Here is a 22,611-nt window from a genome sequence, read left to right on the forward strand (position 1 = left end):
CCTATTTTTTTGTTTTGCGTTAAATAAATTTTACAATAATTTATTCACCTCGACTTCCTTCCTTAATATATTGTACCAAATGAATGATTAATGGTATAAAACTGCCGACGGAAAATGTTATTCCTGTGCCAAGTAAAAATGTTGCAATCATTTGTTCTACTTTTGCGTTATATAAATTTTGAGCGCTTATTCTGTGTTGTATAATATTTTTTAAAGCTATATTGTAGAGTTCTGAGGATTCATTATATTTTGTTATTGCAAATGCAGTACCAATGAGATTTAATGTAAAAATACTAAGATTGATGTAAAATAGATCTCTTTTTATAATGAGTTTGCTTTTATTGTCCCTTATCATTTCTATATAAACTTCTTTATCTTTGTTGTTTATTATTGTGAATTTATTTTTGTGTTCTTCAGCTTGCAATAGTATGGATTCCTCATTCTCAGGTTTTTCAATTTCAATTGGTGTTTCTCCTATAAATACTCCTTTTTTGAAGACTTTAGATTTTACATTACTTTTAATTAATATTTGATTAGAATTTGTCTGTTGTAAAGTGATATTTAAGTCAATAGTGTCTCCACTTTTTACTTTTTGCTTTATTCTATAAGGTTTATAAGTTTTACTTGTAATGTCAATAGTAATTTCTTTATCTGGTAATTTGGAAATATCCCATATATCATTGTTATATAATCCTTTTGATACAAATTCTTCGTTTATATATATTTTGGCATCTGAGTTATTGATGACATTAATTTTAAGTTTAATGAATTCTCTTCCTAATATTTCTTCAAGACTAAGTTCTGCTATTTTGTATGCAATATTATCAACGGATGATGATGTTTGAAAAATTTCTTTGTGAACCTTTACTCCTTGTGGAGTAATATTGCTAATTTCAACTAAATAATGTCTGTCTACTTTTTTTAAGTTTATATAATTAATAAAAAATAATTCTTGACTTGTTAAAAATTCTATGTTCAATCTTGATAGATTTATTTTATCTTGATTTTTTTTATGATTTGCTTTTATTTTTTTTAAATTCATAAGATACTTTTCAAGTTCTTGTTGCTGAATTTTAATGTTTAGAATTTCTTTTTTAAGTTTTTTAATTTTGGTTTTAGTTTTAGTTTCTTCTTTTAAACTTATTGTATTTTGTAGCTTACTTTTATCCATGTCTTCTTTGAGTTTGCTAAATTCTCGTTCTTTATTTATTATATTTTGGTATATGTAGATTCGTTTGATGAAGTCTTTATCTTTCTCATTAATAATGTGTTCATTTATTGTATTGTAGATTTTATTTAATGTTTGTTCAATTCCTTTTTGGAGATCCTTATTTTCATCTTGTGTATTTATAATGTAAGAGAATCCATACTCAATATTACTTTGAGTATATGCTAGTTTGGTTGTTAAGATTGAAAATAATATTATTATGATTAACTTAAATTTTTCCATTTGAGGTATTCTTCTATAAAGTTATCAATGTTTCCATCCATAACAGACATAATATTGGGATTTTCAAATTTTGTTCTGTGATCTTTTACTAGAGTGTAGGGTTGAAATATATAAGATCTTATTTGATTTCCCCAAGCTATATCTTTTTTTTCTTGTTGTTGAGATTTGCTTTTTTGTTGTTCTAGTGTTTTGTAGTGTTCATAAAGTCTAGATTTTAATACTTTCATTGCTAATTCTTTATTTCTATGTTGACTTCTGTCAGTTTGAGATTGAGTTACTATTCCCGTTTGAAGATGGGTAATTCTAACGGCTGATGATGTTTTATTAATATGTTGTCCTCCTGCGCCTGAAGCTCTGTATGTATCGATCCTAATGTCTTCTGGTTTAATTATTATTTCAATTTTATCATCAATTACAGGATCAATGAAAACAGATGCAAAAGATGTATGTCTTTTTTTTGCAGCATCGAAAGGAGAGATTCTTACAAGACGATGTATTCCTATTTCACTCTTTAAAAATCCATAAGCATATTCGCCTTTTATTTCGATTGTAACGGATTTAATACCTCCTTCAGCTTCAAGTAAATCTATAAGTTCTGTTTTATATCCACGTCTTTCAGCATATCTCAGATATGTTCTATATAACATACTAACCCAATCACATGCTTCTGTTCCACCTGCTCCTGAATGTATTGTCAAGAATGCATTATTTATGTCAATATCTTCTTTAAAATATGATAATGTTAGAAGATGTTTATACTGTTCTTTTAATTTGTGAATGTCTCTCTCTAGTAGTGCTTTATCATTTTCACTTTCTGCAATTTCATATAGTTCTTTTAGGTCTTTGAGTTGATATATCAAGTTTTCCCAAGGTTCAATCTTGGCCTTTAAAATATTTTGATTCTTCAGAATTTCTTGTGCCCTTTTATTGTCATTCCAAAAATTTTCGTTATTTATTTGTTTTTCATAGTTTTGTATCTGTTTTTTGATCGTATCACTGTCAAAGCTGCCTCCAAACATTTTCAATTTGTTCTAAAAGTTCATTTATTGTTTCCCTCATTATAAACTCTCACTATTATTTATTAATATAATTATATTTGGAATTAAAGATAAAATGAAGATGATAAAAAAGTACATTGTCTCATTAGTTAGTAGTACTGATGTTGATTTTTTTTCTACACTTTTTTTGATTATTATTGTTAATATAAGGGCTACTAGTATGCTTAGTGAAGATAAAATAATTATTGTAATCCCTTCTACAAAATTATAACTTTTATCTAGAGCAAAAAATGTTATTGCAATTAAACTACTGTTAGATAGCAAAAAATCATTTGAATATTTTGTTTTGCTGTTATAAATGACAATTGATATATTATTTAGTGTTTTTAGCATAATTGTTAATATGTAAATTAATATCATATACATTATTGGTATCATAAATAATAAACTATATTTTAAAAATAGTTTATAAATATAAAAAAGACTCGAATAAATTAACAGAGAAGTTATTGTAATAGTGAAATATTTTTTTGATAATGTTTTGTTGTCTTTTATTTTTATATCTTCAATTCCAATAAAGTGTATTAGTAATAAATTGTTGACTAATAAGTATGTTATTAAATTGTTTGTCATATCTTAATAATTTCTTCTCCATTTTCATTTTTATTTTCTATTACTTTTTCTTTGTTCATTCTTAAAGAGTGTAGTATTTTTTTTATATGGAATGTTAAGCTGTATCTTTTAATTAGTGTTGAGCTTATTTGTAGTATAAACATTGACATTACAACTGCAAAAGTTTCAAGGGGAATATAGCTTAATGTTATAAAATATCCTAAAGATAATACAATTCCATAAATTATTTGTTCAAATTTAAAATGGGGGGCTGTTTGTAGTTCTGTGCCCATTGTGAATACTAAAATCATTGTAATTGGTGATATTATTAAACTTAATATATCGAAACTTATATAACTGTAGAGACCAATTTTTTGTAATGTATAAGCGATTAGTAATAAACTTATGTAAAAGGCTAGTGGTATTAATTTGTTAATAATAAATTTTCCAAGGATAAATGAAAAACCAATATAAATTAGAATAGGGGATAGATATTTTTCGTTTTGTAATCCAAATAGGTTTTCAATGTGAAATCTTGGTATCATTATGTTTAGATGAGATAATATTTGATCATTGATCAATTTTTCGACTATATCAATGTATTTGTTTTCATGCCTTTTGAATTCTTTTAAGCTTTCTAAGTTTTGAATGTTTGGATTTTGATTAATTATTTTATTCCATGTGGGAATTATGTCATTTTGTTTTATAAGTTCCTTGTAATATGTTTGTTTGAAACTTAGTGGAAAATTTAGCAATAAAAATATGAATGAAATTAATATAGGATTTACAAGGAGTTTAGAAAGCCTTGAGAAATAAAAAAACATTAAAAATGTAAAAAATATTGCCGTTATTTTTAATATTATAGGAAAATTTAAAGGTAGTATTATATTGGTAATTAGTGCAGTATATATAAAAAAAGAGAAATATCTGTATTTAGATTTAAGTCTGATTGGGATGTATGAACATAGACTTATGATTGTTAATATGAGGCTATCAATTAAGAATTTGATATTATTTGCAAAAGAAAATATTAAATTAGGCATTAATGCTAAGATGGTAATCAAATAGATATCTTTTAAATTGTTTTCAGTGTATATTGGTTCATTATTAAAGCTTATATTTAATATATTTTCCTTTATTTCTCTTTTTACTTTGCTTATTTCTTCTTCTATTTCAGTTTCCGTATATTGTAAGTATTGTTGTTGTGTATTTTCAACATTATTATGATTTTTAATTTTTCCTAAAATCATTTCTTCCATACACAATGGTGCAAAACTGGGTGTGTTTATGAGTTTGATTTTATTGATTTTGCTGAATATTGTTTTTTTTCTTAATATTGTAATGTTATATATATCTCTTGTAATAGGTATATTTAGATTGTCTATTTTTATATTATTTGTTGGATTGTTTAAGAAAATGTCGTATTTTTTTGTATCAATATTTTGATTTATTATTTGTTTTATTGATGTACCGATTTTAACTTTGATTATTTGACTTTCTATTTTGTTATTGCCATTTATTGTTATGAATTTTTCTTTATATGGAGAGTTTGTTTTAAGTGTGGTATAAACATTGTAGAGATCTTCAACATTTGTCAATAGTATGTTTTTATTTGGGTTTATATCATTTTTTGTGTTTCCTTCATTGTATAAAAAGTGCATTATCACTTCGTGATTTGAATATGGGTATGAGTTGTTGGGAATGAATTTGATTGTTAATTTTTTGTTTTTAATGATATTTAATTTTTCAAATTCTTTTTTAATATTATGCTTGTCGGTTATTATTAATATTTCTTTAAATTTGAATATCTTATCAATAGTTTCAAAACCGTAAATAATTTGGTCTAGTTTTTTTGTTATTAATATTTCTGATATGTCTGTAAATGAATCTTTTCCATTGATTAGTAAAATCATTTTGTCTATTTTTTTACATTTGCTTATGTATTGGAATAATGAATGTTCATTGAACCATGGGATTCCTAGTCTGATTAGCTTTTCTAGTGTTTTTTCTCTAGATTCTTCTTCAATTGAAACTTCTTGTTCATTTTTTATTCTTCCATGAAATCTTATTAATGCTGATTTTACTTGTTGTTCGTTTGGAAGATTGGCAGTATATATTTTTTCTATTGTTCCAGATATTGGGGCATATGTATAAAGCTCTGCATTTTTGTTTTTTGATAGTATTTGCCCTTCTGAGATTTTTTGATTTTCAATGATATATATTGTAGATTTTGAATTTTCTGTTTCTAGTGGAACCAAAACACATTCAGGTATTTGGATTTCATCTATATTGACTTTATACTGTCTTGTCATTTTTGTTTTTCTTGAGTTAAACATTAAGTGTTTCCTCTGATATATTTTCTATAACTTTTTTTATTCATATTTAAAAGAATTGTAAATCTTATTGCTTTAAATAAAAATAGTAATAAAAAAAATGGTAATGAAAGAGCAAATAATGTTGTGAAGTTGTTTTTATTAATTGTGATATTATCAGGTGTTTCCTTATATATTAAAATTGGATTTTTGTTTTCTAAAAATAGTTTTGATAGTTCTTTATTGAGGTTTTTAGATATAAATTCTTTGTCTACCTTGTATATAATTTTTGGATTGATAGTTATTTTATTGTTTTCTATTTTAAAGTAGTCTTCTTGTACATTTGTATTTATTTTGCCGTATTGTGATGTGATTTTGTATTTAAGTTCATTTTGATAAAATATGTGATACATATAACCTACGATATTTGGGATTTCTTCATTGTGTCCAACCATTAAATAGATATTAGTGGGATTTAAATAATCGAAATAATTCAATTTTTTGCTATAAAGATAATTGAAATTTTTGTAAGAATTGAGTACATTTTGGGCATAAAAAAATGGCATTATTGAGCCTATAAATAGCATCGTATGTATTATTGCTTTATATCTTAAAATTTTGGTTTCTTTTTTTTGTTCTTTTATTTCAATTAAAGATAAAAATGTATTGCTAAAATTGCTCTCAGTTTTTATCCAAGTAAATATCAAAAAAATGCAAAGTGTCGATATTGATACAGAAATAATCAAAATGGCCTCAAGATTGCTGGATAAAAAATTAATACTTATAGTGAAATATAGTACTATGAATAAAAATAAAAATATTGGGATTTTGATTTTTTTAATGAGTACTGTAAAACTGATGTCCCTTAGATATATTTTGTTATAATTTTTGTTAAAATTATCAATCAATATAAATAATAGGTAAGATAGTATGGTTAAAGGATAAAAATATAATATTTCATCACTAAATATGAATATAATGCATGAACTTATTAGAAAGAGGATTATGAAGGGAGCATATTTGATGTTGAGTAATAATAATAAGAGCATCATTATTATGAAAGTTATGATTGAAAAATATTGAATTTTTGTTTTGTAGTTAAAAGAGTGCAGTTCTGCTTCAATATTTTTATCGTGTTTGAGTTTTTTTAAATCTTTATTAGTAAATGATGATTCAACATAAAGTATTTTTTTATTTTCTATGTTAAAGAGGTTAGGTAATTTTTTTAAAAACAGATCTTTTCGAAGATCGTAGTCATTAAGGTGAATTACTTTGTCTATTGTTATTTCTTTAAAGTTGGGGAAATCTAATATATGTACTTTTGTTGTGTATTCGGATAATGTTTTATATCCTAATGAATTTATGTATTCATTTGCTATTTTTAAATCTTTTTCTCCTTGTAAATATATTGGTTTATAGTCTCCAAATTTTGCCATATTGCAAGAAAGTAGCGATATTAGCAATATATGTAAAAACTTTAGTAGATTCATTTTTCCCTTTATGATCTGTTATTTATATTATTCGATATAGCATTCGATTGCATATTGCCCATGCAGAGATAATTCCAATAAGTATTCCTGTAAATACTTCCTTTTTTTTGTGTCCTTTAACTACTTTGATTTTTAAAGGTTCAATTTTGATTTTCATTTTTAATTGTTCTGATAAATTATTTAGATATTCTGCTTGAACGCCTGCCATATATCTAACTCCAAATGAGTCTCTTATTGTTATTAAAGCAAAAGCTAGTGCAATGATAAAGTGAGTATTAATTCCTTCTGTCAGTAATATTGATGTTGCAAGAGCTGTTACTGTTGAAGAGTGACTGCTAGGCATGCCCCCTGTTTCTAAAAAAATACTTTTTAAAAGATATTTTGGACTTAATTTGATTTTTCTTGTTTTCATTGCTTGAATGATGTATTTGATCATTTGAGCAACAATTCCTGAAACTAAACAAGATAAGAAAAGGTCATTTGTGAACAAATCTTTTATCATTATTTGATTACTCCGTTTTATATAACAAATTGTCCATTTTGTATTATTGCATGTTCTTTTCCTGATTTGTCAATACCAATGACATTTATATCATTACTTCCAATCATAATGTCTGTGTGAATTAAAGAAACATTACATCCGTAATTTAATTTTTCGGCATCTGTTTTAAGTTCTCTTCCATTACTTAAACAAGAAGGGTAAGCACTTCCTAGTGCAATATGACAACTTGCGTTCTCATCGTATAATATGTTGTAAAATGTGAGTCCGCTTTGATATATTGGAGAATTGTTGTCTACTAATGCAACTTCTCCTATGTATTTGGCTTGTGCATCAGTTTCTATATGTCTCTTTAATATTTTATGTAGTGCATCATTATCACATCCAAAATTGATTATTTTACCTTCTCTAAATTCTATCCATATGCCAGTGATTAGATTTTCACTTATTGTTACTGGTCGGGTTGCATACATAATTCCGTTTGTTTTTTTGTAGTTTGGAGTTGTAAAAACTTCTTGTGTAGGCATGTTTGCATTAAATTCAATTTCTGTTCCACTTACTTTTTCACTTCCTCCAGTCCAAATAGAATTTTCTAGTAGATATACTTCTAAATTTGTTTTTTTGTTTTTGAATATTACTTTCTCTAATTTAAGGTCATTTAGGGTCTTGCATCTTTGATGAAGTGTTTTTGAATGGATTTCCCAAGCTTTTAGTGGGTCTTCTGTGTCAAGTAACATAATTTTCTTTTGAATTTCAAAAAATTCTTCTAATGTTTTTTGACTTTCAGGTTTATTTAAGACTTTTGAAGCCCATTTCGGTCCTGGAGCACAAACTGTGCACCAAGCTAATTCATTGTTCATTATTGCACTTGAAACGTTTTTTGATGCTAAGCCTAGTGCTTTAAGATATTTGTATATTTTTTTATGGTCATATTCTTTTAATGCATCTAAGTTTTCTGTGTTACCAATTCTTATTTTGGCCCATTTTTCACTTATCATTTCTTCAAAAAATTTACGTTTGAAATCAGGAATAAATTCCAAGAAATTTTCTGGTGTTGATTGTAATCTAGATTTTAGAATTTCTGTATCTTCAATGTTTAACTCTACGTATTTTGCTCCATGTTCATAAGCTTTTTGTGCTAAAGTTCTTAAGAATTCATAATTTTCAATTGGACCTGTAATTAGCACACATTGATCTTTTTGTAAGTTGATTCCCTTTAAGATAATGAGTTCTGCATATTTTATTAAATCTGTCTTCATATTTTATCCTTATTATGCAGGGTCTTCTAAGATGTTGTCATTGATGTAATGTGCAACAGCTTCATTGTCGTTAGTACCTATTATTTCTAAGTATGATAGCATTTTTTTTAGTCTATAATTTGCATTACCCATTAGTAATCCTTTTTTTACATTTTCTAACATATCAACGTCATTAAATCCATCTCCAAATGCAACTGTTTCACTTAAGCTGATATTGATTCTTGCAAGAACATCTTTTAATGCATTTCCTTTTGAAACTTTACTATTAACAATTTCAAGTGAGTGTGGTGTTGATAAATAGGCATTTACTTCTTTTCTATATTTGTCCAAAATTGTTGCTTCGTATTTTATGAGTTGTGATTCTTCATCATGTAATAATAAAATTTTTGCTATTTTGGTAAAATTTTCAATTTCTTTAAAATTATTAATTTCATTATATTTTATGTTTATATCTTGTAGTTCATGTTTGATATATTGATGTTTTCTTAACAATCTGTGTTTTTTAAATATATCATTAATTGCATTCTTAGTAATATTGTCGGCATAAAGGCTTTCATCTATATCATCAGATTTTTGTAAGAAGTGAGGTATATCTTGATATTTGCTTTCTCTAAGAGTTAAAATTTCATTTACGATATCAGAAGATAGGTCATAACTGCTTATTAATTGCCATTGATTATTATATACCCTTGCTCCATTTAATGTTATAAAAAATGAAACATGTGAATTTAAATTTTGTATAAGAAGAGGTATTATTTCATTTTTACTTCTTCCTGTTGCAATAATAAACTTTTTGTTTTCTTTTGTTAATTTTTTTATTACAATTTCACTAAAAGCTCCTATTTGGCTATTTGAAAGCAAAAGTGTACCATCAAGATCAGAAACAACAGCCTTAATATTTCTCATATTCTTGTCCTTTGATTTTACCGTTGCATTTCATTATATCAAATAAGAAGTTTTTTTAAAATTGAATTATTTGTTATAATAAAATAAAAAGTTACTTTTTGAAACCTAAGGAGCTTGCTTATATGAAGGTTAGTACAAAAATATTGTCTTTAAGGAAATTGATGATTAAAAGCAAGATAGATGCATATTTAATAGCAAGTCATGATCCGCATATGAGTGAATATTTTCATATTAGATTTAATATTCGTGAATTTATTACAGGTTTTACAGGAAGTGCTGGTACAGTAATTATTACAGAAACGGAATCAGTTCTTTTTACTGATGGTAGGTATTTTCTGCAAGCAGAAAGTGAACTTGAGGGAACTGAATTTAAATTAGTCAAGCTTGGAGTTAAAGGTCATCCAGACATTTTTGGTTATATTAATATGAATCTTAAGGGCTTACGAATTGGAGTTTATGCTGAAGATATTAGTATAAAATTTTATGATGATTTGGTTAAGAATTGTAGATATACAGATATTGAAATTTTGCATGAAGATTTAATTTCTAAAATTTGGCAAGATAGGCCTTGTTTAAAGAGTAATAAAATATTCGAACTTAATGAAGCGCAAAAGAATGACAATAGAACAAATAAAGTTAGTAAAGTTAATGCAAAATTAGAAGAGAATGCAATTGATTTTTATGTTATGAGTTCTTTGGATGAAATAGCTTGGCTTTTAAATTTAAGAGGATTTGATATTGAATCATCAGCTTTATTTTATGCTTTTTTGTTTATAGCTAGGAGTGAAAGATATAAGAATGTTCTTTTTGTTAATGTTGATGAACTTGATTCCGATTTAGCAGAGAGACTTGAAGTTGAAGGATTTGAGATTGAAGATTATAGTAATTTTTATTTGTTTCTAGAAGAGATTAATCATGAAGGAAAATTTTTGATACCAGTTAATAGTAATGTTAAAATATTGGAATCTATTGGTAGAGCAAATGCAGTACTTGGACTTAGTATTGTTAATGAACTTAAGGCAATAAAATCTGATTATGAAATTAGTAAGATAAAAGAGGCTCATATTATTGATGCTGTGAGTTTGGTTAAATTTTTATATAAATTTAAGAATTTGAGTAGAGATGAGCTTTCTGAATTAGATGAGGTTGATGTTGCAAATATGCTTTTAAGTTTTAGGATGTCGAGAGATGAATTTTTTAGTTCTAGTTTTGATTCTATCATTGGATTTAAAGAAAATTCAGCTTTACCTCATTACAGACCCAAAAAAGGATTTAAAAAGCTTGATAAGGATGGATTGCTTTTGATAGATTCTGGGGGTTCCTATTTGGAACTTGGTACTACAGATGTTACTAGGACAGTTTTAATTGGGACAGCATCTTATAAAGAGAGAGAAGATTATACTTTAGTTCTTAAGTCTTTTATTGCTCTTTTATCTTTAAAATTTCCCTTTGGAATTTCAGGCGCTTCTCTTGATGGTATTGCTAGATTTCCTTTACTTAAGCAAGGGTTAAATTTTGCTCATGGAACGGGTCATGGAGTGGGATTTTTTCTCAATGTTCATGAGTTTCCTGTTTCTATTAGTCCTTTATCTACTTATTCTTTTAAAGGTTCTGAAGTTGTTTCAATTGAACCTGGGATATATAGAAATTCTGAATATGGAATTAGAATTGAAAATTTAGTTTTTGTAAAACAAAGTTATTCAAATGAATTTGGGACTTTTTTGGAATTTGAAAATTTGACCCTTGTACCTTTTGAGAGAGAATTGATAGTTTCTGAAATGCTTTCTGAAGATGAATTAGATTATATTAATAATTATCATGAATTTGTATATTGTAATTTAAAAGAATATCTTAGTGGTGATGAACTTAAATTTGTAGAGATGTTGACTAGTAAGATATGAGATTTGTAAACTTATTGGCAATATTTATTTTTATTTTTTTTAATTTTGTATGTTTATTTTCAATTTCATCTGATTTTGTTTTTCATGACTCTTATAAAGATGCCATTGAAGAAGCTCGCAAGCTATATAAAAATGTTTTAATATTGGTGGGAAGAGATATTAAAGATAATTTGGTAAAAGATTTTTTAAAGTCATTTGAAGATGATAAAATGTTTAAACTTATTGTCAAACATAATGTTTTTTTGATTATTGATGTGAATAATGAAATTTTTAGTGAGATTAATTTAAAGAAAAGTCCAACTTTGTTTTTTGTTGATGCAAAAAGTGAACAAGTGAAAGCTGTTTATTTTGGCTCTATTAAAGATACTGTTCAGTATAATAAAGAGTTTTTAAATTATGCTTTGGGAGTTTTTAAATTAGATGATGTTGTACATAAAAATAATAACTATGAAATTAATATTCTTGATGATAAGGTTTTTTTCTATAAAACATTGGATGGTCATTGGAGATTGAGAATGAATGGTAAAGATAAAAAACTCCTTCCTTCAAAAATAGAACTTAAGGAATTTTTTGTATTTAAGGATGAAAATGAAGGTAGGCTTTATGCTTTTCCAAAATCTAAGAAAGGTGGTATTTATTTTTCGGAATCAGAGAAGGAAGAATGGAAATTTTTTGGGCAAATAAAGCCATAAGTTTGATCATGAATTTGGGGAGGATTTTATGGAAATAGTTTACTATCCTGATGATTTGCTTCGAGTGCAAACAAAGGTGGTTTCAAATATTGATGATGAACTTCGGAGTGTTGTTTTTCAAATGATAGATTTAATGGATCGTAGTCGTGGTGTTGGCCTGGCTGCTCCTCAAGTAGGTCTTGATTTGTCTATGTTTGTAGTTAGAGAAAATTTAATATCAAAACCTTTGGTTTTTATTAATCCTTTGATAATGGAAAGTTCTGTTGAACTTAGTGTTTATAAAGAAGGTTGTTTAAGTATTCCTGGGGTTTATTATGAGCTTTCAAGACCTAAATCAATTGTAATTGAAGCTTATGATGAGAATGGTAAGTTTTTTAAGATTGAAAATTCAGAACTTCTATCTAGGATTATTCAGCATGAAATGGATCATTTAAAAGGTGTGCTTTTTATTGATTATTATGAGGTTAAACTTAGAGAAAAATTATTGAAATCTTATCTTAAGGAAAGGGGGCTTGTGACCCCTTGAGAATTTTTTTTGCAAGTTCTGAGAGTATTGCTTTAGAGGTTTTAAAAAAGATATCAGATCGATATGATGTAGTTGGGGTATTAACTGCTCCCGATAAACCTAGTGGTCGTGGTCTTTTTTGTAAGCCTAATGACATTAAAAATGAAGCTATTAGTAGAAATATTACTGTTCTGCAGCCAGCTGTACTTGATTCTGATGTAATAGAAATGGTAAAAAGCTTAGACCCTGAACTTATGTTAGTTTTCTCTTATGGGAAGATTTTTAAACAAGAATTTTTGGACATTTTTACGATGGGTTGCATTAATATTCATCCTTCTCTTTTGCCAAAATATAGGGGACCTTCTCCTATTCAGACTGCTATTTTAAATGGTGACGCTATTAGTGGAATTACTGTTCAAAAAATGGCTTTGAAGATGGATAGTGGTAATATTTTTGCACAAAATCAATTTAAAATTAAGAGTTTTCATACAAGTGTTGATATTTTTCAATATGTTTCTTTAAATAGTTTTGATCTTGTGATTGAAGCTTTAGATAAACTAAGTAAAGGAGACGTTGGCATTGTTCAGGATGAAAGCCGTGCTACGTATTGTTCTTTTTTAACTAAAGAGCATAGAATTCTTGATTTTAAATTGAGTGCATTTGATATTAAAAATAAAATTAATGCGTGTAATCCTTGGCCTCTTGCAAGAGCTAAGCTTGATGGTGATGAAATTATTTTTCATAGAGCTGATTTTATAAAGACTAGTGATTATGATGATCAAGCTATTGGAAAAATTGTTGCTTTTGAGCCTAATAAGGGTCTTTTAGTAAAGACAGGAGATGGAATTTTGGTATTACTAGAACTTCAAAAAACTGGAAGAAAAGTTGTAGATTTTGCATCATTTTATCATGGAAGTAAAAATTTAATAGGCAAAATTTTTTCTTAAAATTAAAGTATAAGGAGATGATCTAATATTGATAGACAATAAACCACCACATGATCAGTTATTTTTAGATATTCAAAATTTAAATAATGGTAATTCGTATGAATTTAAAGGAAATTATAATGATAAGGTTTATCATTTGCCAAAACATGTGTCTAGGGGTTTGGTGCTTACTATTTTTGGTTCTTTAATTATTGCATGTGCGATATTTTTTACTTTTTTAAAGGGTAGTGATATTGTTCTTGTGCCAAACTTAAGTGGGCTTTATATTGAAGAAGCAATTACTGAGCTTCAAAATAAAGAACTAATTCCTTATGTTGAGCTTAAATTTTCATCAACTGCGCTTGATAAAGGAAAAGTGATAGATCAAAATCCTAAGGCAGGTACTGTTTTAAGACTTGACAGTAAAGTGAAAATCTTTATTAGTAAGGGATCTTTGATAAATAAAGTTGATAATTTTATTGGTAAAAATATTGATGATGTTCTTATTAATTTAAAGGCCAATGCAATTAACAATAATAGAATGCTTTATCATTTGTTAAGACCTGTTGAAATTGAGAGTACTCTTCCAAAAGGAACGATAATTCGACAAGAACCGTCACCAGGTACTAAGATTGCAAGTTTAGTTGATCTTCAGTTTTTAGTTAGTAAGGGTCAAGAAGAAACATATGTTAAATATATAAAAAATTATGTTGGACTTTATTATAAAGATGTGATAATTTCTCTTTTAAATGATGAGATTAATTTTGATATAAATTTGTCAAAGGGGAATGATTTTGGAAGTGTTATTAAGCAGTCTTTATCGCCTGGCAGTAAAATTAAAAATTTAGATAAATTAACAATTACTGTTAATGAACCAAAAGTTACTAGCACAAGTGTTTTTGGAATTGTGACTTATAAATTAGATATCTATCCATCTAGTGTAGATATCATGATTAAAGTAAAAGATGCTAGTGGAAATAGTTCTTTGTTTTATTCTTTTAAATCTAGGGGTGGGCTTCTTAGATTGCCTTATGAAGCATTAAAAGGTTCTACAATTGAACTTTATATACATGATAAACTTATAAATCAAACATTGGCAAATTGAAATTTTAAACATTTAATAAAGAAAGCCATGATTTCTCTCTTAAAGATTGTGAAGATAAATCTTTATTTGGTTTTTTTAAAAGATATTATTAGATATCCATTTTTGACGTAATAATTGTGGATGCTACAATTGTAGCTGCTTCTGTTTTTAAGATATTTGGCGAAATGTTATAGGTTTTAAAATTATGTTTTTTGATTAAATCTATTTCTTTTGTTATAAATCCTCTTTCAGGTCCAATAATGACAATAACATCTTTTGTTTTTATATGTAAGTCAATTAATTTATTTTTGCTTTTTATTTCAAGTAATATTTTGGTGATATTCATATTGTCATATTCTGTATTTTCTAAAACTTCTGTTAAATTGTTAAAAATGGTAACTTTTGGTATATATGTAATCCCGCCTTGCATAGCACCTTCTATTAGGTATTTTTCGTATTCTTTTTCTCTAAAGAGTTTGGAATGTAAATAAGATTTTTCACTGAGTGAAGCATTGAAAAAAATAAGTTCAGATATTCCAATACTTCCAAGATGTTTAATTATTCTTTTTGCTGCAATTGGTCTTATTAAACCAATGATAACTTTTAGCCTTGTAAGTTTATTTGATTTTGATATTTTATGACTATCTCTCAAAAAGAGTCTTGTATCTTTGTGGTATATGCACGAATATATATATTCTTCTCCAATAATACCAAATTTAAAAGTCTCATTATTTTGAAGTTTTAATATTTCTGTAATATGTTTTACTCTTGGATCATTAAGCGTAATTCCGTTATGGAATTCATCTGAGTTTATTAATATCAAATTCATTATCTCTATTGAGTCCTTTATTAATTATATTATATTTATGTTATAATGAAAAATCGATTAAGTTAGGAGATAATATGGCAATTAGTTTAACGAAGCAGGAATTTATTGATAAAGTTTTTGATTATAAAAACAATCAGGAATGGAATTTTAAGGGTACAAAACCTGCAATAATTGATTTTTATGCTGATTGGTGTGGTCCATGTAAAATGCTTGCTCCGATTTATGATGAACTTTCTAAGGAATATGGAGATAAGATTGATTTTTATAAAGTTAACACTGATAAGGAACAGGAAATTTCTATGGCACTTGGTGTACAAAGTCTTCCTACCATTATTTTTGTTCCTGTTGGAGAGAAACCAAGAGTTTCTGTTGGCTTTATAGAGAAGAATTCTTTTAAAGATGCAATTAAAGATTTGTTTAAAGTTGAATAAAGGGTTTTGATGAGAAATTGAAATCTTGTCTGTTTATATAATATTCTTTTTAAGTTATAATTAATTCTAGGATATAGTGAATTGATAAAAGAGGAGTTAAATTTATGGGCAGAGGGTGTTGAGTTTAAACATTGGGATGCTTATTATAATTTTATTTTATCTGTTCTCAATTTTCTTTGTATTAAAGAATATGAACTTTCTGTTATCCTATGCAATAATGAGTACATTCAAAAATTAAATGGTGAATTTAGGCAAAAATCTGAGCCTACTGATGTTCTGTCTTTTAATTATGTTGAAGATAGTGGACAAATAAGTCATAAAATACAAGGCGATATTGTAATATCTCTTGAGTATTTGGAGTTTAGTTCTTTAGAATTTAATGTTGAAATGTATGATGAACTACAAAGGAATACTATACATGGGATTTTACATTTAATAGGATATAATCATGATACAAATGACTTTCAAAATGAAATAATGTTGATTATTCAGGAACAAGTTTTAAGAGAAACCAGAAGGGTATTTTGATGTTCAAGTTTTTGAATTTTAAAAATAAAAAAATGAAATATGTTGATGGTAAGGATATTGAAGAAAAGTCGAGATTTGAAACGTCTTTACTTAAGAATTTTAATTCACTTAAAGAAACGATTGTTAAAGAAATTATGGTTCCAAGGATAAGTGTAATATTTATTGATTATTCTTTAAGTAAAGATGATATTTTGAAAGTTGTAACATCTAGCAATCATTCACGATTTCCCGTTTATAAGGAAACAATAGATGATATTATTGGAATAATCCATACGAAAGATATCCTGTTACATATGTGGAAAAAAGATTTTTATGAGATAGATCTAAGAGATATTATGCGAAAAGTTATGTTTGTTCCTGAGAGCAAAAAGATAGATTCGCTTTTAAAAGAATTTCAAGAAAATCATGTACATATTGCTATTGTAGTTGATGAGTATGGAGGCGTTTCTGGTCTTGTGACACTTGAAGATATTCTTGAGGAGATTGTGGGAGATATTCAGGATGAATTTGACAATGAACTTGATGAAATAGTTTCTCTTGATGATGGAAGTTATCTTTGTACAGCCAGAGTGTTAATTGAAGATTTAAATGAAAAACTTGGCTTGTGTCTTCCCGATGGGGATTTTGATACTCTTGGAGGATTTGTTTATGATCTATTTGGAAAAATTCCTTTAAAAAATGAAAAGATAGAATATAATAATTTAATATTTACTATTAAGAATATGCATCAGAGAAATATTAAAGTTATAAAGATTTCCCAAAAGGAAGGTTTATGAATTTGAAGAGATTTTTTATAGTGCTTTTGTTTTTGAATTTAAATTTTGGGAGTTTGATAGGTGCTACTACGACTGCTATTGAATATTATCAAAAGGCACAAACATATTATCTTATGCAAAAATATTATGATGCTATTGATGAACTTCTTGAAGCTGTTAAGATTAATCCTAATTATTACGAGGCTTATAAATTGATTGCTGAGATTTATTATAAATTAAAGATATATAATCAAGCTCAGTTTTTTATAGAGAAAGCCTATAAAATGTCAAATAGGGATACTGAATATAAGATTCTTTATGCAAATATATTGCTTAAAAATAATGGAGCATCACAGGCTAAGAAATTTTATTCAGAAGTTTTAGCTAAACAAAAAAATAACGTTGATGCTTTAGTGGGACTTGCTTCAATTTTTGAGGAAGAAGGTTTACTTATTGCAGCTGCTAATTATTATTTATCTGTGCTTGAGTATAGTCAAACAAATTATAGTGCTTTTGATCATCTTATGAGTATTTATGAAAAATTGCACATGAATGACAAGGCACAACATCTAATAAATAAGGTTAGAGGAACTTTTACTTCTTTGCCAGATTTTCATAAAAGAGTGGCAGAATTTTCTATTAAAACGAGTAATTTAGGGATTGCTGAAAAATATGCCCAAAATTATTTAATGTTACTAAAAACTACTTATAAGGATTTTGGACTTGTTGATGCTTATCGTTTGCTTGCTCTTGTTTATTTATATCAATGTAAGTATGAAGATGCAGCAGATGTTCTTCAAAAATCAATAATTATTGAACAAAATTCTGATGAGCTTTATTATTTGCTTGGATATTCTTATTTAAAGCTTGGAAAAGTTGACAAGGCTGTTTTCAATTTTGAAAAAGCTAAAAATATGAAAAAAGACTTGGAATTTTATGATATAGCTCTTGAAGAGAGTTTTTTTGTTTCTAATTTTAGAAGTGCATTTCAAAAGAATAATGGTGCTAATATAGAAATTTCTAAAAGATATCAAAATGAAGGGCTTAGAGCTTTTCAGGATTTAAATTTAGATAAAGCGGTATTTAATGTAAAGAATGCTATTGATATTTATCCTGATAATGATAGTGCTAGATTTTTACTTGCTAAAATTTATAAATTTATGAGATTAGATATTATGGCTTATGAGGAGCTGTATTATTTAGTAGAGCAGAAAAAGGTAACAGACACCAAAATTTTGGACTTTTATGATGTGGTTGCATTTGATATTAGAAGTTCTTTGTTTTTTAAGTATGGTTATAAAACCATTGGTGATTTAAATAAGCTTTATGATAATCAGACGGTTTACAGAGTGGGGATATTTACCCAAAATGAAAACAAGGTTTTTGGTGCTAACGATTTAATTTTAAAATATGCTGAGAGAATTCTTGATCGTAATTTAAATATAGAAGTAGTTAATTATAGATTTGATTATAATAAAGATAAAGATTATTTGGTAAGTAGTTTTTCTGAAGAATTTTCTTATGCAAGAAATAATAATCTTGATTTATTTTTAATGTTTGATCTTGATGTAGATATTTTTCAAAATTTGGCTAGTTTAAAGGTAGATATCTTTTCAGGTAGAACTGGTGTTAAAGTTAAGACTTTTAATTATAATTCAGGAGGAGTGTTATATTTAAGTAATATTTTAAGTTCTTTTTCTAGAGATTTTAATGACTATTTACCGAAAAAGGGAGAAATACTTCAAATTAAGAAAGATGATGTTTTAATGAACCTTGGTTATGTAAATGATGTGAAACCGGGTGATGTCTTTTTAGTTCTTAAAGAAGGAGCTTTAAAATATAATAGTGATAGTGCTAGCTTTATTAGTTATAGTAAGTCAGATATTCTTGGTGAAATTTTTGTTGAGGAGATAGGTGATTATATTTCTAGAGGAACTTTAAAGTCATCTGCACTCTTAAGAGATTATATTCAGGAAAGATATACAGTTTTTATAAAAAAATAGTTTGACACTTGTTATTAATTAATTTATGATTTAATAATTCTAGTAGATAATAAAAATGATGGAGGAGTTGTATGAAGTTAGCTATTAATGGCTTTGGACGTATAGGTAGAAATGTTTTTAAAATTGCTTTTGAAAGAGGAATAGAAGTTGTTGCAATAAATGACTTGACAGATCCTAAAACACTTGCACATCTTTTAAAATATGATTCAACTTTTGGAATATATAATAAAAAGGTTGAGGCAAGAGATGGAGCTATTGTAGTAGATGGAAAAGAAATAAAGATTATTGCTGAGCGTGATCCCAAAAATCTTCCTTGGGGTAAATTGGGAGTTGATGTTGTAATTGAATCAACAGGTGTATTCTCATTAGCAGCAAGTGATAGAGGTGGATACCTTGATCATGTTGAACATGCTGGTGCTAAGAAGGTAATTTTGACAGTGCCTGCTAAGGATGATATTAAAACGATTGTACTTGGTGTTAATGATCATGAAATTACTTCTGATTTAAAAGCTGTTTCTAATGCTTCATGCACAACAAACTGTCTAGCACCTCTTGCAAAGGTTTTACATGAAGCTTTTGGAATTGAGCAAGGGCTTATGACTACCGTTCATGCTTATACAAATGACCAAAGGATTCTTGACTTGCCGCATGCTGATTTAAGACGAGCACGAGCTGGGGCTCTTTCAATTATTCCTACTTCAACAGGTGCTGCTAAGGCTGTTGGACTTGTTTTACCTGAGCTTAAAGGAAAACTTAATGGTACTTCTATGAGAGTTCCTGTGCCAACAGGTTCTATTGTTGACCTTACAGTGCAACTTAAGAAAAAAGATGTTACAAAGGAAGAGATCAATTCTGTACTTAAAAAGGCATCAGAGTCTAGAGAACTTAGTGGTATTTTGGGATATACAGAAGATCCAATAGTATCTTCAGATATTAAGGGAAATTCTCATTCTTCAATAGTTGATGGTCTTGAAACTATGGTATTGCTAAATGGTTTTGTAAAAGTGCTCTCATGGTATGACAATGAGTTTGGATATTCTACTAGAGTAGTTGATCTTGCACAAAAATTAATTAAATAGTTAAGAAGGTAGTCTTGAGGTATTTGTAAATGTCAATAAAAACGATAAAGGATTGTGATTTTTCTGGCAAGCGTGCTTTAGTTAGATGTGATTTTAATGTTCCCTTACGAGAAGGAAATATTGTTGATGATACTAGGATTAGAGCGGCTTTACCTACAATAGAATATCTTAAATCTCAAGGAGCTAGGGTTGTTTTGATGAGTCATTTGGGCAGACCAAAAGGAGAGAAAAATATGAAGTATTCTCTTATACCTGTTGCTCAAAGATTGTCAGAATTGTTGGGTCAAGATGTTAAAATGTTGTCTGATTGCATAGGTGATGAAGTTTTAACAGCTATTGCTTCTATGAAAAATGGAGATATTGTCTTGCTTGAGAATGTGAGATTTTATAAGGAAGAAGAAGAAAATAGTGATGCTTTTGCAATGCAATTATCTAAGAGTGGTGATATTTTTGTCAATGATGCTTTTGGAACTGCGCACAGGGCGCATGCTTCTACATCAGGGGTTGCAGCTTATTTGCCAGCCGTTGGTGGGTTTTTGATGGAAAAAGAAGATGAATTTTTGGGTAAAATTTTAAAAAATCCTGAGAGTCCATTTGTTTCAATCATTGGTGGTTCAAAAGTTTCTTCAAAAATTGCAGTGCTCGAATCGCTTTTGCCAAAATCAAATGTAATGGTAATTGGTGGTGGGATGGCATATACCTTTTTAAAGGTGGAAGGGTATTCTATTGGAAAATCTCTTTTGGAAGATGAATATGTTGATGTAGCTGCTTCTTTTTTAAAGAAGTCGAAGGAATTAAATGTAAAAATTATTTTGCCTATTGATCATGTTGTTGCAAGTGAATTTCAGGAATATTCTACTCCTGAATATGTTGATTCTATTGATATTCCTGATAATAAGATTGGAATGGATGTTGGTGAGAAGACTTTAAAGAAAATTGAGGAAGCTCTTATTGGTGCAAAAACTGTAATTTGGAATGGTCCTCTTGGAGTATTTGAGTTTGATTCTTTTGCCAAAGGTACAGCAAAAGTTGCAGAATATGTGTCTAATTGTTCTGGGATTACAGTTGTAGGTGGTGGAGATTCAGTGGCTGCTGTAAATAAATTTAATTTATCTGGAAAGATCACTCATGTTTCAACGGGAGGTGGTGCTTCTCTTGAATATCTTGAGGGAAAAATTTTGCCAGGCATAAAAGTGTTGGAGATGTAAAATGAGGAAGGTATTTTTAGCAGGAAATTGGAAAATGCACTATACAAGTGTAGAGGCTGCAGATGTTGCTAGACAAATTGTAGATGGTGTACAAAATATTAATAGTGATGTTGTCGTTATGATAACACCTACGTTTACATCTCTTTGTAAAGTTTGTAAAATCACTAAGGGAACTAATGTTCTCCTTGGTGCACAAAATATGTCTTATGAGAATAGCGGGGCTAGAACTAGTGAAATTGCTCCTTTGATGCTTTTGGAATTTGGAGTTGATTATGTAATAATTGGACATTCTGAATGTAGGACATATCTTGGAGAGACTGATGAGATTATAAATAAAAAAATTCTTACAGGACTTAAGCATCCATTTAAATATTTAATTCTTTGTGTTGGAGAAACCTTTGAGGAGAGAGAACAATCTAAGACTTTGGATGTAGTTTTAAATCAGGTTAGACGTGGATTGGCATCTGTATCTGAATCTGATCTTAAACGAATAATTTTGGCTTATGAACCTGTATGGGCAATTGGGACTGGAAAGACAGCAACAAAAGAAGAAGCACAAGAAGTTCACAAGGCCATTAGACTTGAAATTTCATCATTATATTCAAAATCGGCAGCAGATGACATAATTATTCAATATGGCGGTTCTGTTAATGTTGATAATGTGGAAAATTTAATGGGAGAAAGTGATATTGATGGGGCATTAATTGGTGGTGCATCTTTAAAAGCAGATACGTTTTTGAAGATAATTAATAAAATAGCCAAATAGAGAGGTTTATTTTGGAGTTATTTAGATTTTTAGTATTTGTTTTTTTTGTTATTACTTCATTTATGATTATTTTGTTAGTATTGTTTCAAGATGAGCAAGGTGATGGTATTGGAGGAGTATTTGGAGGTGGAAGTTCTTCTATTTTTGGAGCAAGATCTTCAAGTGTTGCGATAAAAATTACCGCATTTTTTATTACTCTTTTTTTTATTTTTGTAATTGCATTGTCTTTTATTAATACCAGAAGGGTTGATAGTGATTTATTAAAAGATGTTAAGGTTGATGAAAAAAGTTCAACTTTTTGGGATGATGATACAAACAAAACTGAAGATGTTCTTAATAAAGAAACCTTAAATGAAGAATCTCAGGAAGATAAATAAT

Annotated in this window: 22 protein-coding genes; 13 read left to right on the plus strand and 9 right to left on the minus strand. The window is 27.8% G+C overall.

Annotation, left to right across the window (positions count from 1 at the left end):
* Window positions 1-40: 40 nt before the first annotated feature.
* From U881_RS0109430 to U881_RS0109465, 8 genes are all read right to left on the minus strand, one after another.
* Window positions 41-1,450, minus strand: a complete 1,410-nt coding sequence (locus U881_RS0109430) for a transcriptional regulator (RefSeq protein WP_024654179.1) — start codon at window positions 1,448-1,450, stop codon at window positions 41-43.
* Window positions 1,432-2,509 (minus strand): peptide chain release factor 2 gene (gene prfB, locus U881_RS0109435; RefSeq protein ID WP_200861722.1). Its coding sequence is split into 2 segments (ribosomal slippage): window positions 1,432-2,455 and window positions 2,454-2,509, totalling 1,080 coding nucleotides; the frame shifts between segments, so codons are not numbered across the junction. Before prfB ends, U881_RS0109430 begins: the two co-directional genes overlap by 19 nt.
* Complete coding sequence (locus U881_RS13405; RefSeq protein ID WP_024654181.1) at window positions 2,509-3,081, minus strand: hypothetical protein; 573 nt, start codon at window positions 3,079-3,081, stop codon at window positions 2,509-2,511. Before U881_RS13405 ends, prfB begins: the two co-directional genes overlap by 1 nt.
* Window positions 3,078-5,396 (minus strand): RnfABCDGE type electron transport complex subunit D, encoded by a 2,319-nt coding sequence (locus U881_RS0109445; protein WP_024654182.1) that lies wholly within the window; start codon window positions 5,394-5,396, stop codon window positions 3,078-3,080. Before U881_RS0109445 ends, U881_RS13405 begins: the two co-directional genes overlap by 4 nt.
* Complete coding sequence (locus U881_RS0109450; RefSeq protein ID WP_024654183.1) at window positions 5,396-6,862, minus strand: hypothetical protein; 1,467 nt, start codon at window positions 6,860-6,862, stop codon at window positions 5,396-5,398. The genes U881_RS0109445 and U881_RS0109450 overlap by 1 nt, the downstream gene beginning before the upstream one ends.
* A gap of 22 nt (window positions 6,863-6,884) precedes the next feature.
* Entirely contained in the window at window positions 6,885-7,364 is a 480-nt protein-coding gene (locus U881_RS0109455) for a divergent PAP2 family protein (RefSeq protein WP_024654184.1), read from the minus strand.
* Between the two features lie 17 nt (window positions 7,365-7,381).
* Window positions 7,382-8,620, minus strand: coding sequence for an aminopeptidase (locus U881_RS0109460; RefSeq protein WP_024654185.1), 1,239 nt, complete (start codon window positions 8,618-8,620; stop codon window positions 7,382-7,384).
* A 12-nt stretch (window positions 8,621-8,632) separates the two neighbouring features.
* Entirely contained in the window at window positions 8,633-9,526 is an 894-nt protein-coding gene (locus tag U881_RS0109465) for a Cof-type HAD-IIB family hydrolase (RefSeq protein WP_024654186.1), read from the minus strand.
* Between the two features lie 122 nt (window positions 9,527-9,648).
* Between U881_RS0109465 and U881_RS0109470 the strand changes: the two genes are divergently transcribed.
* From U881_RS0109470 to U881_RS0109490, 5 genes are read left to right on the plus strand one after another with little or no spacing between them, the layout of a single operon-like run.
* Window positions 9,649-11,427 (plus strand): aminopeptidase P family protein, encoded by a 1,779-nt coding sequence (locus tag U881_RS0109470; RefSeq protein ID WP_024654187.1) that lies wholly within the window; start codon window positions 9,649-9,651, stop codon window positions 11,425-11,427.
* Window positions 11,424-12,119: a hypothetical protein gene (locus U881_RS0109475; protein WP_024654188.1), complete on the plus strand. Its 696-nt coding sequence runs from the start codon at window positions 11,424-11,426 to the stop codon at window positions 12,117-12,119. Before U881_RS0109470 ends, U881_RS0109475 begins: the two co-directional genes overlap by 4 nt.
* 28 nt (window positions 12,120-12,147) lie before the next feature.
* Window positions 12,148-12,645 carry a peptide deformylase gene (gene def / locus U881_RS0109480; RefSeq protein WP_024654189.1) on the plus strand — a complete coding sequence of 166 codons (498 nt, stop codon included), beginning with the start codon at window positions 12,148-12,150 and terminating at the stop codon, window positions 12,643-12,645.
* On the plus strand, window positions 12,642-13,571 hold the full coding sequence (gene fmt / locus U881_RS0109485) for a methionyl-tRNA formyltransferase (protein WP_024654190.1): 930 nt from the start codon (window positions 12,642-12,644) through the stop codon (window positions 13,569-13,571). The genes def and fmt overlap by 4 nt, the downstream gene beginning before the upstream one ends.
* Window positions 13,572-13,599: 28 nt before the next feature.
* Window positions 13,600-14,655, plus strand: a complete 1,056-nt coding sequence (locus tag U881_RS0109490; RefSeq protein WP_024654191.1) for a PASTA domain-containing protein — start codon at window positions 13,600-13,602, stop codon at window positions 14,653-14,655.
* Between the two features lie 88 nt (window positions 14,656-14,743).
* Here the strand turns inward: U881_RS0109490 and U881_RS0109495 are convergent, their stop codons facing one another.
* Window positions 14,744-15,463, minus strand: coding sequence for a 16S rRNA (uracil(1498)-N(3))-methyltransferase (locus tag U881_RS0109495; RefSeq protein ID WP_024654192.1), 720 nt, complete (start codon window positions 15,461-15,463; stop codon window positions 14,744-14,746).
* 74 nt (window positions 15,464-15,537) lie between these two features.
* Here U881_RS0109495 and trxA point away from each other — a divergent pair, with 74 nt between their 5' ends.
* From trxA to secG, 8 genes are all read left to right on the plus strand, one after another.
* A complete protein-coding gene (gene trxA / locus U881_RS0109500; protein WP_024654193.1) occupies window positions 15,538-15,894 on the plus strand; it encodes a thioredoxin in 357 nt (118 codons plus the stop codon).
* Window positions 15,895-15,975: 81 nt separating this feature from the next.
* Window positions 15,976-16,422, plus strand: coding sequence for an rRNA maturation RNase YbeY (gene ybeY, locus U881_RS0109505; RefSeq protein WP_024654194.1), 447 nt, complete (start codon window positions 15,976-15,978; stop codon window positions 16,420-16,422).
* On the plus strand, window positions 16,422-17,198 hold the full coding sequence (locus tag U881_RS0109510) for a hemolysin family protein (RefSeq protein WP_024654195.1): 777 nt from the start codon (window positions 16,422-16,424) through the stop codon (window positions 17,196-17,198). Before ybeY ends, U881_RS0109510 begins: the two co-directional genes overlap by 1 nt.
* Entirely contained in the window at window positions 17,195-19,180 is a 1,986-nt protein-coding gene (locus U881_RS0109515) for a tetratricopeptide repeat protein (protein WP_024654196.1), read from the plus strand. The genes U881_RS0109510 and U881_RS0109515 overlap by 4 nt, the downstream gene beginning before the upstream one ends.
* Before the next feature lie 71 nt (window positions 19,181-19,251).
* Window positions 19,252-20,259, plus strand: coding sequence for a type I glyceraldehyde-3-phosphate dehydrogenase (gene gap / locus U881_RS0109520; protein ID WP_024654197.1), 1,008 nt, complete (start codon window positions 19,252-19,254; stop codon window positions 20,257-20,259).
* Between the two features lie 29 nt (window positions 20,260-20,288).
* On the plus strand, window positions 20,289-21,467 hold the full coding sequence (locus U881_RS0109525) for a phosphoglycerate kinase (RefSeq protein WP_024654198.1): 1,179 nt from the start codon (window positions 20,289-20,291) through the stop codon (window positions 21,465-21,467).
* A 1-nt stretch (window position 21,468) separates the two neighbouring features.
* The gene (gene tpiA, locus U881_RS0109530) at window positions 21,469-22,233 is read left to right on the plus strand and encodes a triose-phosphate isomerase (protein ID WP_024654199.1); all 765 of its coding nucleotides are present in this window, start codon (window positions 21,469-21,471) and stop codon (window positions 22,231-22,233) included.
* A gap of 11 nt (window positions 22,234-22,244) precedes the next feature.
* Window positions 22,245-22,610: a preprotein translocase subunit SecG gene (gene secG / locus U881_RS0109535; RefSeq protein WP_024654200.1), complete on the plus strand. Its 366-nt coding sequence runs from the start codon at window positions 22,245-22,247 to the stop codon at window positions 22,608-22,610.
* Window position 22,611 lies beyond the last annotated feature (1 nt).

This window comes from Borrelia persica No12 (assembly GCF_000500045.1).
Classification (GTDB): domain Bacteria; phylum Spirochaetota; class Spirochaetia; order Borreliales; family Borreliaceae; genus Borrelia; species Borrelia persica.

What these genes read in the sequence shown, in the direction of transcription:
- U881_RS0109430 (WP_024654179.1), bottom strand. Translation starts at nt 1,450, where the DNA reads ATGGAAAAATTTAAGTTAATCATAATAATATTATTTTCAATCTTAACA.
- U881_RS13405 (WP_024654181.1), bottom strand. Translation starts at nt 3,081, where the DNA reads ATGACAAACAATTTAATAACATACTTATTAGTCAACAATTTATTACTA.
- U881_RS0109445 (WP_024654182.1), bottom strand. Translation starts at nt 5,396, where the DNA reads ATGTTTAACTCAAGAAAAACAAAAATGACAAGACAGTATAAAGTCAAT.
- U881_RS0109450 (WP_024654183.1), bottom strand. Translation starts at nt 6,862, where the DNA reads ATGAATCTACTAAAGTTTTTACATATATTGCTAATATCGCTACTTTCT.
- U881_RS0109455 (WP_024654184.1), bottom strand. Translation starts at nt 7,364, where the DNA reads ATGATAAAAGATTTGTTCACAAATGACCTTTTCTTATCTTGTTTAGTT.
- U881_RS0109460 (WP_024654185.1), bottom strand. Translation starts at nt 8,620, where the DNA reads ATGAAGACAGATTTAATAAAATATGCAGAACTCATTATCTTAAAGGGA.
- U881_RS0109465 (WP_024654186.1), bottom strand. Translation starts at nt 9,526, where the DNA reads ATGAGAAATATTAAGGCTGTTGTTTCTGATCTTGATGGTACACTTTTG.
- U881_RS0109470 (WP_024654187.1), top strand. Translation starts at nt 9,649, where the DNA reads ATGAAGGTTAGTACAAAAATATTGTCTTTAAGGAAATTGATGATTAAA.
- U881_RS0109475 (WP_024654188.1), top strand. Translation starts at nt 11,424, where the DNA reads ATGAGATTTGTAAACTTATTGGCAATATTTATTTTTATTTTTTTTAAT.
- def (WP_024654189.1), top strand. Translation starts at nt 12,148, where the DNA reads ATGGAAATAGTTTACTATCCTGATGATTTGCTTCGAGTGCAAACAAAG.
- U881_RS0109495 (WP_024654192.1), bottom strand. Translation starts at nt 15,463, where the DNA reads ATGAATTTGATATTAATAAACTCAGATGAATTCCATAACGGAATTACG.
- trxA (WP_024654193.1), top strand. Translation starts at nt 15,538, where the DNA reads ATGGCAATTAGTTTAACGAAGCAGGAATTTATTGATAAAGTTTTTGAT.
- U881_RS0109510 (WP_024654195.1), top strand. Translation starts at nt 16,422, where the DNA reads ATGTTCAAGTTTTTGAATTTTAAAAATAAAAAAATGAAATATGTTGAT.
- U881_RS0109515 (WP_024654196.1), top strand. Translation starts at nt 17,195, where the DNA reads ATGAATTTGAAGAGATTTTTTATAGTGCTTTTGTTTTTGAATTTAAAT.
- gap (WP_024654197.1), top strand. Translation starts at nt 19,252, where the DNA reads ATGAAGTTAGCTATTAATGGCTTTGGACGTATAGGTAGAAATGTTTTT.
- U881_RS0109525 (WP_024654198.1), top strand. Translation starts at nt 20,289, where the DNA reads ATGTCAATAAAAACGATAAAGGATTGTGATTTTTCTGGCAAGCGTGCT.
- tpiA (WP_024654199.1), top strand. Translation starts at nt 21,469, where the DNA reads ATGAGGAAGGTATTTTTAGCAGGAAATTGGAAAATGCACTATACAAGT.